The organism is Chitinophaga sp. (assembly GCF_036566945.1).
Lineage (GTDB): Bacteria > Bacteroidota > Bacteroidia > Chitinophagales > Chitinophagaceae > Chitinophaga.
Map to the genome: position 1 here is coordinate 1 of NZ_DATCVJ010000895.1, position 9,962 is coordinate 9,962.

At 46.4% G+C, this 9,962-nt stretch carries 10 protein-coding genes; 4 read left to right on the top strand and 6 right to left on the bottom strand.

Going from position 1 to position 9,962, the window contains the following annotated elements; all coding sequences use genetic code 11:
* The 3 genes from VIP81_RS26920 to bla form a co-directional block, all read right to left on the bottom strand.
* Positions 1-335, bottom strand: a 335-nt coding sequence (locus VIP81_RS26920; RefSeq protein ID WP_331968639.1) for a hypothetical protein, incomplete at its 3' end; no start/stop codon positions are given.
* A gap of 9 nt (positions 336-344) precedes the next feature.
* Positions 345-1,082: a hypothetical protein gene (locus VIP81_RS26925; protein WP_331968642.1), complete on the bottom strand. Its 738-nt coding sequence runs from the start codon at positions 1,080-1,082 to the stop codon at positions 345-347.
* A 152-nt stretch (positions 1,083-1,234) separates the two neighbouring features.
* Entirely contained in the window at positions 1,235-2,137 is a 903-nt protein-coding gene (bla, locus tag VIP81_RS26930; protein ID WP_331968645.1) for a class A beta-lactamase, subclass A2, read from the bottom strand.
* A gap of 117 nt (positions 2,138-2,254) precedes the next feature.
* On the opposite strand from bla, the gene proB reads away from it, so the two are divergent.
* Both proB and VIP81_RS26940 read left to right on the top strand, forming a co-directional pair.
* Complete coding sequence (proB, locus tag VIP81_RS26935; RefSeq protein ID WP_331968648.1) at positions 2,255-3,289, top strand: glutamate 5-kinase; 1,035 nt, start codon at positions 2,255-2,257, stop codon at positions 3,287-3,289.
* A gap of 32 nt (positions 3,290-3,321) precedes the next feature.
* Positions 3,322-4,572, top strand: coding sequence for a glutamate-5-semialdehyde dehydrogenase (locus VIP81_RS26940; protein WP_331968651.1), 1,251 nt, complete (start codon positions 3,322-3,324; stop codon positions 4,570-4,572).
* A 219-nt stretch (positions 4,573-4,791) separates the two neighbouring features.
* On the opposite strand, the gene VIP81_RS26945 is transcribed toward VIP81_RS26940, so the two are convergent.
* Both VIP81_RS26945 and VIP81_RS26950 read right to left on the bottom strand, forming a co-directional pair.
* Positions 4,792-5,865 carry a class I fructose-bisphosphate aldolase gene (locus tag VIP81_RS26945; RefSeq protein ID WP_331968654.1) on the bottom strand — a complete coding sequence of 358 codons (1,074 nt, stop codon included), beginning with the start codon at positions 5,863-5,865 and terminating at the stop codon, positions 4,792-4,794.
* 72 nt (positions 5,866-5,937) lie between these two features.
* Positions 5,938-6,105 (bottom strand): hypothetical protein, encoded by a 168-nt coding sequence (locus VIP81_RS26950; protein WP_331968657.1) that lies wholly within the window; start codon positions 6,103-6,105, stop codon positions 5,938-5,940.
* A gap of 297 nt (positions 6,106-6,402) precedes the next feature.
* Here VIP81_RS26950 and VIP81_RS26955 point away from each other — a divergent pair, with 297 nt between their 5' ends.
* Positions 6,403-8,124, top strand: coding sequence for an ATP-binding response regulator (locus VIP81_RS26955; RefSeq protein WP_331968660.1), 1,722 nt, complete (start codon positions 6,403-6,405; stop codon positions 8,122-8,124).
* On the opposite strand, the gene VIP81_RS26960 is transcribed toward VIP81_RS26955, so the two are convergent.
* Positions 8,121-9,083 (bottom strand): terpene synthase family protein, encoded by a 963-nt coding sequence (locus VIP81_RS26960; RefSeq protein ID WP_331968664.1) that lies wholly within the window; start codon positions 9,081-9,083, stop codon positions 8,121-8,123. The genes VIP81_RS26955 and VIP81_RS26960 overlap by 4 nt on opposite strands.
* Positions 9,084-9,269: 186 nt before the next feature.
* Here VIP81_RS26960 and VIP81_RS26965 point away from each other — a divergent pair, with 186 nt between their 5' ends.
* A complete protein-coding gene (locus VIP81_RS26965) occupies positions 9,270-9,845 on the top strand; it encodes a histidine phosphatase family protein (protein ID WP_331968667.1) in 576 nt (191 codons plus the stop codon).
* Positions 9,846-9,962: the final 117 nt, after the last annotated feature.

Here is a 9,962-nt window from a genome sequence, read left to right on the forward strand (position 1 = left end):
TATTGCTCCTCCTGTTTTAACCGCAGCTTGCGGACGAAGGTGCTGATGCCCGCAATAAGTAGCACCGTGGCCAATATCGCTATCAGCACCGGGAACAGCCAGGTACCACCTATATCATAACAAAGCTTTTCGATGCTCGTCATCCGCATGCTGCCACCACCTGCTTCCCAGGCAATCAATTCCCGGTACCTGATAAAGGCAAAGATGTAGAAGCCCCCACTGAGCACAATCGTCCATATCAATGTGGGCCAGGGGCTTTTTGACAGGCTGTTAACGTATTCGTAATCGCTGTCATGCACCGTTACTTTTTTCCGGGGTTGTTGTTCTTGTTCCATCAGCGGTAGTTATTTATCAGGACGAACTATTTTGGAAATCCTGCCGGGAGAATCATCTTCCTTATGCGGAACAATGGAAAAGAAATTATACTGTTTCAGGCTTTTCAAAGATATGGTCACAGGTGTTTCACTGAAAGTAGTGGTTTCATCTTTCAGGTCGTCCCAGAAGCCGGAAGTATATTCATTGATAAAATGATCTGGTGTACTTACCCTGCTGGCATTGCCCTGCGCGAGTACGATGTTATCTCCTTCAATTTTAATCACTTTAAACAGGGCATACACATTATTGGTAGTAGTGGCACTGTTCTCCGTACGCACCAACGTACCGCCTGTGCTGGCATAAAAAATATCGCCCGGATGCGGATCGGCCACATATGCCGCCAACTCCTTGTCGCTGGTCGATTTTCTGTGCTTCGTAAATTGAGCTACCACCGCCAGCACCGCAATAAAGGCAGGAATCACGATCATCCCTCTCCACATCCGAAGCGGTGTTTTGGTGGTGGCTTTCAGCTCCTTATATTTTGCGGTAATTTCAGGGGTCCACTTTGCTGCGGGAATTCTTTCTCCGTTATCACAAAAGGCTACGCCATATTTCAATGAAGGCATCATAGGTCCTACAAACCATATGTAACGCTGCAATACAGCAATGGTAACGCCTTCCCCACCACCATTTGCCTGCGGACAGGCTAATCCGGGGTAGTGTTTTCTGGTATGTTCTACGGATCTGATCTGGTAAACAATAAACATAAATAAACGGGTTGTTTGTTACAGTTTTTCAATATAGTTCCACCTGGCAAGGTTACAGTACATGAAGGGCCAGGCATAAAAGGGTATTACAAATCAATGGCAATATTCCGGAATTGTTAACAAACCAGCAACTATTCCTCTCATCATTTTTCTCAATGGGCATAGGCATCCCATACTGCCTTTGCGATTTTGGCAATAGTAGCATCGCGTTCTTCCTCTGTAGCTCTTGCATCCGATACAAATACGGTCACGGCTATATGATTTCCGTTGGGGAGAGTAATCACGCCTATATCATTGTGTGCCGCGGTAATGCCTTCAACCGTCCAGGAAGTACCGGTCTTATGCGCCACTACAGTACCTGCCGGCAACAATCCTTTTAATCTTTTAGCACCGGGGCCGGAGTGGCTCATCAGGTATAGCAGGTAACTCCTGCTGCTATCCGATAATATGGGCATGGTATAAAACTTTTCGAGCAGCTGTGTCATCGCCAATGGGGTTGACCAGTTTTTGTACTGTGTTGCCGGTTCATTGCGCTGTACCTGCGCTTGTTCTGTAGTAGCGATATTGATTTGCTTTACCCCTAATCCCTGCACATATGCATTCACTTTTGCCGGGCCTCCCATTAGCTTAAACAGGATATCGCAGGCACTGCCATCGCTTTCGCGGATGTTATAGTCCAGCAGCTCCCTCAATGTTAAGGATACATTACCATGAGGGTATTTTTCGCGGATGGGGCTATGGCCATCTGTGGTCAGATCTGATTTTAAGATCTTGATGGGCTGGTCGATCCGAAATTTGCCGGCATCTACCTGTTTCAGCATGGCCATGGCCACCGGGAATTTATACACGCTCTGCATCGGAAACTTTTCGTCGCGGTTAAACGATACGGTATCATTTGTTTCCAGTACCCGGGCATACACGCCTACTTTTCCTGATATATTTCCGGCGATGTCAGCGATTTGTTGCCGGAGGGTTTGCTGTCCCGAGGCGTTGGAAAAAGAACAGCTAAAAATGGCCACTATGGCGCATATAAACAATGAATTTCTTTTGATCATATCGTTTGCAATAAAAATATAACCACTAATATAAAGCATAATTCAGCGGTTGCCGGCAATTTTACATTTAGAATTTCGCCTCCTTAATATTATTTTAGGCTCCAAATAGAGACGAAATTGAGCAAACCGATACTTGTTATAAAATTTGGAACGGCGTCCATCACCCATCAGAATGGTGATCTGGACGAAACGGTGATTGCCGGCATTGCGCGGCAGGTGGCCGCTTTACACGCAGATCATCATATTGTGCTGGTATCTTCCGGCGCAGTGGCGGCGGGTAAACAGTTTTTGCGCCATTACAATGGCACCATCAGTGAGCGTAAAGCCGCTGCAGCAGTGGGTAACCCGCTGTTGCTGAATAAATACAGCCGCTACTTTGCCCCTTACAATATTGCAGTAGCCCAGAGTTTGTGTGAACGGCAGCATTTTTCCGACCGGGATCAGTTCCTGCAGCTGAAACGTACCTACGAGGAGCTGTGGGCCAGCAATATCATTCCTATTGCCAACGAAAACGATGTGGTGAGCAGTCTGGAACTGAAATTCTCCGACAACGACGAGCTGGCCACCCTCATTGCCGTAGGCTTTGGCGCCTCCCTCCTGCTGTTCAGCACCTCCGTAGCCGGCGTACTGGACAGAACCGGACAGGTAGTACCGCAGATAGATGTGATCGATAAAGCCGCCCTGGGACTGGCAGATAAAGAAAAATCCAGTCTGGGCCTGGGTGGTATGGTATCCAAACTCACCTTTGCCCGCCTCGCCACCAGGATGGGCATCCGGGTAGTCATATTTGGCATCCGTACGGAAGATGGGATACTCAATGCCATTGCAGGCAAAACGGGTACCTTGTGCCTCCCCCAGCCCTGCAGCATGCCGGCCCGCAAGAAATGGCTGGCCAGCGGTAGCCTGGTTACCGGCAGAATACAGATAGATGCCGGCGCACAACAGGCCCTGGAAAAACGTCATAGCCTGCTGGCAGTAGGCGTACAGGAGGTACTCGAAAAATTTGAATGCGGGGAAGTGATAGAAATCGTGAATGAAGATAATATCGCCATCGCCGTAGGCCGCGCGAAAATATCTTCCGATGTACTCGACACCAAACACAAAGCGCAAAACACCGAAGTGGCACATGCTGATGATATAGTGTTGTTGTAAACCAGGTGCTGCTTAAAAAAGTAAATAATATCATGCAAACAATACAACCCTTACTGGAAAAGGCGCAACAGGCAGGCGTATCTATACGTACCCTGCCCGATGCACAGAAACAGGCCCTGCTTCGGCAACTGGCCGCCGTGATCCTGATACAGTCGGACAATATTACCATCGAAAATAAAAAAGACCTGGACCGCATGCCGGATGAAGATCCGAAAAAGGACAGGCTCCTGCTCACCCCCGCACGTATCCGAAACCTGGCTTCCAGCCTGGAAGATATTGCCAATCTGCCGGATCCCGCCAATGTACTGGTACTGGAAAGGACGCTGGATAATGGTTTGCTGGTACAAAAGAAAACAGTTCCCCTGGGCGTAGTGGGCGTGATTTATGAATCAAGACCCAACGTTACCGTAGATGTTGCCGCGCTTTGTATCCGCTCAGGCAACGTATGTGTGCTGCGCGGTGGTACCGATGCTTTTCATACCAACACCATCCTGGTGCAGCTGATACAGGAAGTATTAAAGAAGTTTAAGGTAGATGAACATGCCGTACAGCTGCTGCCTACAGACCGTAACCTGGTAACGGAAATGCTCACCGCGGTAAAATATATCGACATCATTATTCCCCGTGGCTCTGAACAGCTGATCGAATTTGTAAGGTCCAATTCCAGGGTACCGGTCATTGAAACCGGTGCAGGGGTATGTCATACTTATGTGGAAAAAACAGCCGACCTGCCGCAGGCCGCCAATATTGTCACCAATGCCAAGGTATCGCGTCCTTCCGTATGTAATGCGCTGGACACGGTGCTGGTAGATGAAGCCGTGGCGGCGGATTTCCTGGCACTGCTGGCACCACAGCTGCTGCCTTACGCGGTAGACGTATATGCGGACCCGTTAGCCTTTAAACTCCTGCAACAAAATAATTACCCGCACCTCTTTGAGGCGCAGCCGGAAGATTTCGGTCGCGAGTTTTTATCCCTCAAATGTTCGGTAAAAATAGTGTCCGGTACATCGGAAGCATTGTCGCATATACAAACATATTCTTCCCGGCACTCCGAGGCCATTATTTCCCGCGACACAGCGGTGAGTGAGCGTTTCCTCAACGAAGTAGATGCAGCGGCAGTATACGTGAACGCCTCTACGCGATTTACAGATGGAGGTGTATTTGGTTTAGGTGCGGAGATAGGTATTTCTACCCAGAAACTACATGCCCGCGGCCCGTTTGCACTGGAGAAGCTGGTAACGGAGAAATGGTTTATTCACGGCGATGGGCAAGTGAGGGGGTAAACACGCGGAGGGGATCGCCTTCGGCGATTGTCTTTTTCAGGATTATACTGATGTAGATGATTTTCCGGATTTTGTTTTTTTTTAATTTAAATGATGTGGGGAGATAAAAGCGAATATCCGCTATTATCTCCCCACATCATTTACATCTTCCAAAATCATAAAAACAAAAATCTGGAAAATCATCTACATCAGTATAATCCTGAGTAAGACAAAACTCGCTTAAGCTACTGTAATCTGCCCATTCAAATACACATCCTGTATGGCATTCAACAACGCCGCTCCCTCTACCATAGGGCGCTGGAACGCCTTACGGCCGGAAATCAGCCCCATGCCCCCGGCTCTCTTATTGATCACCGCTGTACGTACGGCTTCTGCCAGATCAGCATCCCCTTCGGAAGCACCACCGGAATTAATCAATCCCATACGTCCCATATAGCAATTGGCTACCTGGTAACGGCAAAGGTCAATCGGATTGTCGGATGTTAACTCCGTATAAATGCGTTCATCGAGTTTACCATAGGAAGATGAACCTGTATTCAGGGCTTTATAGCCACCATTAACTACCGGCAGCTTCTGTTTAATAATATCTGCCTGGATGGTCACACCCAGATGATTGGCCTGCCCGGTAAGATCGGCCGATAAATGATAATCTACATCCTTTTTAAAAGCATCATTGCGCAGGTAACACCAGAGAATAGTGGCCATACCCAGTTCATGCGCCCTTTCAAACGCCCGGGACACCTCCACAATTTGCCTGTCCGACTGCTCAGAACCGAAATAGATGGTAGCACCTACCGCCACCGCACCGATATTCCATGCCTCTTCTACCGTACCATACATCACCTGGTCGGCCCTGTTCGGATAGGTGAGCAATTCATTATGATTCAGCTTTACAATAAAAGGAATGCGATGCGCATAGTTGCGGGATACAGAAGATAACACCCCAAAAGTAGAAGCTACCGCATTGCAGCCCCCTTCTACCGCGAGTTTCACTATATTTTCCGGATCGAAATAAGCGGGGTATTTAGCAAACGATGCGCCCGCACTGTGTTCTACGCCCTGATCCACCGGGAGTATAGACATATAACCCGTACCTGCCAATCGCCCATGGTTAAACAGCTGCCCCAAACTACGCAACACCTGCGGGTGACGGCTGGATGGCTGGTAAATTTTATTCACCGTATCCGGCCCGGGCAGATGGAGCAAGTCTTTGCTGATCGTTTTGCTTTCATGTTGCAGCAGGGTATCACTTTCTTTTCCTAATAATTCGCTGATTTTTTCCAAGGATAACATAAGCTGACTTTTTTGGTACAACTAATTTAAGGATTTAATACCGCACTGACCGGAACATGAAAAGTTAATATCTTAGTAAGGCACCGGTCCTTTAGGACGCGGTTTGTCTTCCCGTTCTTCCGTTACCATTTCCGTGCCTTCAAATGCACCGCCGGAACCATCATGGATAATGGGTTCTTCCTTAATCACTTCTTCCTTTGTTACTGGCTTTTCTTCGTTGGGTTTGATACTTTTTTCCATAATAACAAATGTAACGATAACTTGTAAATCAGGTGTTTGGAGTCCGGACGAAAAAATAATCAGAATTTGACTTTCACAATAAATACTATAACTTTGAAAGAAGTGATCCGTGTAATCACTTAAACTATGAACACCCAGGAAAACAGACAGGCCACCGGCAACATAACCTCAGATGATCATTGGTATTAAAGGGATCTGATATTTAAATCTATAGCGCAAACCTACAACAATAAGCAACTTTCATTCACGTTTAAAGGCCAGCCTCATCTTATTGCTACTAAAACACCGTTACGGAAAATGAATTTATTGAAAAAAATCCCAGGTATTGCACCGTTAATTAATGCCGGCACTTCGTACGCGGAAAACAATGAAGAACGAAAAGGTGTTGTCATTGTCAACTGCCTGAGTTTAAGCACCGCTGCACTGGTATTCATTATTGGTTTCATCTTCGAATACCTGCTCAAATCGAATCTCATACTCATTCCGGTAATATTGGAATTCCTGGCATTTTCCAGTCTTGTTTATTTTAACCACATCGGTAAACTAAAACAAGTACGTGTAGCCATATACGTTTTACAATGTATCTGCGCCACTTACTTTGGCATGATCCTCGGACCGGTCATAGAAATACAATTGCTGATTGTTTTCCTGATCATGGCGGCTTACCTGATCACTGACAGTCCACGTATCCGCCGGTTATACCTGGGTGTATCGATTGCCATGCTTATACTAACTGAAATCAACTTCTACTACAATATCATTCCATACATTCACCTGTCGACCAATGCGAGCTTTCTTTTCCGATGGCTGGCAATGACAGGTATCCTCACCTTAATTCTCCAGGTCATCAATTTCTATGACCTGAAGAACAAGTCCTATCAACGGCAACTGGAAAAATCTGATCAGTCAAAATCCATATTCGTAAAACAGATCAGTCATGAAATTCGTACCCCCCTTAACGGTATATTTGGTATTGCACAATTGTTAAAGGAGGACATTGCCCAACACCCGGAGCATGAGCAGCTAAGCGCCTATGTAAATGATTTAATAGAGGCCTGCTACGATGCCCGGCTAATTGTTAATAATGTACTTGACCTGGCAGAAATCGAAAAAGGGAAAATGCACAACCTGCACGCCACCGCTTTTGAACTGGAACCGTTGTTAAACAGGATCGTCAATGTACACAAGTATGTAGCTGCTTCCAGAGAGGTGACTATCGCGGTGGAAATTGATCCTGAACTGCCTGCTGTGATCATGGGTGATGAAGTGAAGCTTAAGCAGATGCTGAATAACCTGCTATCCAACGCTATAAAATTTACAGAAAGAAAAACGACGATACAGGTAAAAGCTACCAGGCAGCAACAAAAATGGCTTTTATCAGTGCAGGATAATGGGAAAGGCATCAGCGAAGAAAAGCTGGAAAAAATCTTTGAGCCTTTTGTAAAAACAGAAGACCAGGAAATAGAAAGTACAGGGCTTGGCCTCTATATTACACATCAGCTGGCCGAACTGCTGAAAGGCAGTATCTCCGTAAAAAGCAGCCGAAAAAATGGCACTGTTTTTATCTTGTCACTACCTCTTCTGGCAGGCACGTTACCCAAAGCAAAGCCACCGGTGAGCAATGTTGATCTGCACGGCCTGAAGGCACTGGTGATAGAAGACAATCCAATGTCTCAAAAAATACTGGTAAAGTTACTGGAGGGTATGGGCGCCAATACCACCGCGGCGCAGGACGGGCTCGAAGGATTAACGGTAGCCCAGGATTTCCTGCCGGACATTATTTTTGTAGATGCCAATATGCCGGTGATGAATGGGGATGAAACAATAGTAGCCCTGCGTAAAGATCCACGCTTTTTAAACACGTTGATTATTGCGGTAACGGCGGATGGGTTTAATGATGACGGACAAACAATGATCCGGGCAGGTGCTAATGAGCTTATCCCAAAACCAATTGCTTTTGTGGAAGTAAGGGCTTTGCTGCGTAAGCATTTAGCCTCCTACCCGGTGATAGAACATTAATCGTTATCTTTTACCTTATAGCGCAAGGTGTCTTTCTCATACCAGGATTTATGTCCTGATATCAGCAATCCAAGATGATAAATAAAGTTCTCGACCATCGGTTTAAAGCTACCGAAATGGTCGGGAAGATGATCCCGTAAGCGAACAAACTCCGCTACATCCTGATTATGAATGGCAACGGCCTTCAGGTAAGCCTGTTCCAGTGTTATCTTCTCCTCTGCCTCGATAGTAAGTATGAGGTTCATCACATCTTTACCACGCTCCTTCTTTACACTGAAATAATCATTACACCAGGCAAGAATACGGCAAACCAATGCGGAGATACGCTGAATATGCGGGTGATAAAAAATATCATCCGGTAATGCAGTTCCAATCTGCAGTTCCACCAGGTCAATTAACGGATACACCAATACAGCCTTCTCCCGGATGGCCATGTAATCAGCCACTGAGGGATATTGCATCGTCGCTTTATAAGGCGCTTCCAGCTGCATTCCTTCAAATCCGCGATCAATGCTTGCTGTATAGCGGTTCATCCAGAATTCAGGCATTAACGCCAGCATTTCATTCCGTTGTAATCTCAGCTGATTAAACAGCTCATTGTCTGATGCCTCCAGCGGATACCCCTTCAAAATAGCAACAGCGCGCTCTCTTAGGGTCTGCAACTGGCTCATGGTACAATCTTCATAATAATCATCGTTCGACAATCCCCATAACAGGAAACGGCAGATGGGAGTGAGCTGCTGAAAATTGGCCACCGGATACATGCGTGCACCCATATGACCTACATTGGTTTCCCAATACTTGTACTTCTTTTGTTTGCTTTGAAAGTCGTACGGCAGGCTTCCGTACTCATTGGTGAGCCATTCTTTGGTGGCTGCCTCTATACTGTCGGCATGCTCACTTTTGAGGTCAGGGAACGGGTACTTCAATTTTGGAATAGACGAAATTACTGTCGACATAACCATTGGTTTTTAAAGTGAATAAATAAATGAATAAGTGCGTGTTATCTAATATATAAATTACATCTAAAGCGTCGCGAATGGCTCATATTTTTGTCAATTTTAGCAGCGTCCCGTAAATAACCCACTATTAACCCAGCCCTGATTTGTTTATATTTGTCCCCCGGAATGATTAAAAGATTCAATATGACCCAGATCGCTATTATCCGTCACGGTACCACATCCTGGAACAAAGCAGGCAAATTGCAGGGCCATTCAGACATCCCGCTGGATGAAGAAGGCGTGCAACAGGCACTGAAACTGGGGCAGCGGCTCGCCGGCGAACCCTGGGATCTTGTTTATTCCAGTCACCTGATCCGGGCCAGGCAAACCGCTGCGATTATTGCGCAGGAATTAGGAATAGACTCCGTAATAGAAGACAACAGAATCGGAGAAGCCGGCGGCGGCCTCATAGAAGGTACTACGGAAGCCGAACGTGTGGAGAAATGGGGCGCGTCATGGAAATTACTGGACCTGGGCATGGAAAGTAATGCATCAGTAGTTGGGCGCGGTGTTGCTTTTATACAGGATCTGCTGACAGAAAATTCCGGTAAAAAAATATTGCTGGTAACACATGGCAGCTTTATCCGTCAGTTGCTCGATGCGCTGTTACCCGCCATGCACCCCACTCCTGCCATGAAAAATACGTCTATCACCAGACTGCAATTCTCAAACGAAAACTGGCATTGCGAACTGTTTAACTGCGTTAGCCACCTGGATTAGCAGTACGAATTACGAATTACGAATTACGAATTACGAATTTAAGCGGAGATCATAAACGAAAAGATCATCCGCTATCATCTCCCCACAAATTCGTAATTCGTAATTCGTAATTCGTAA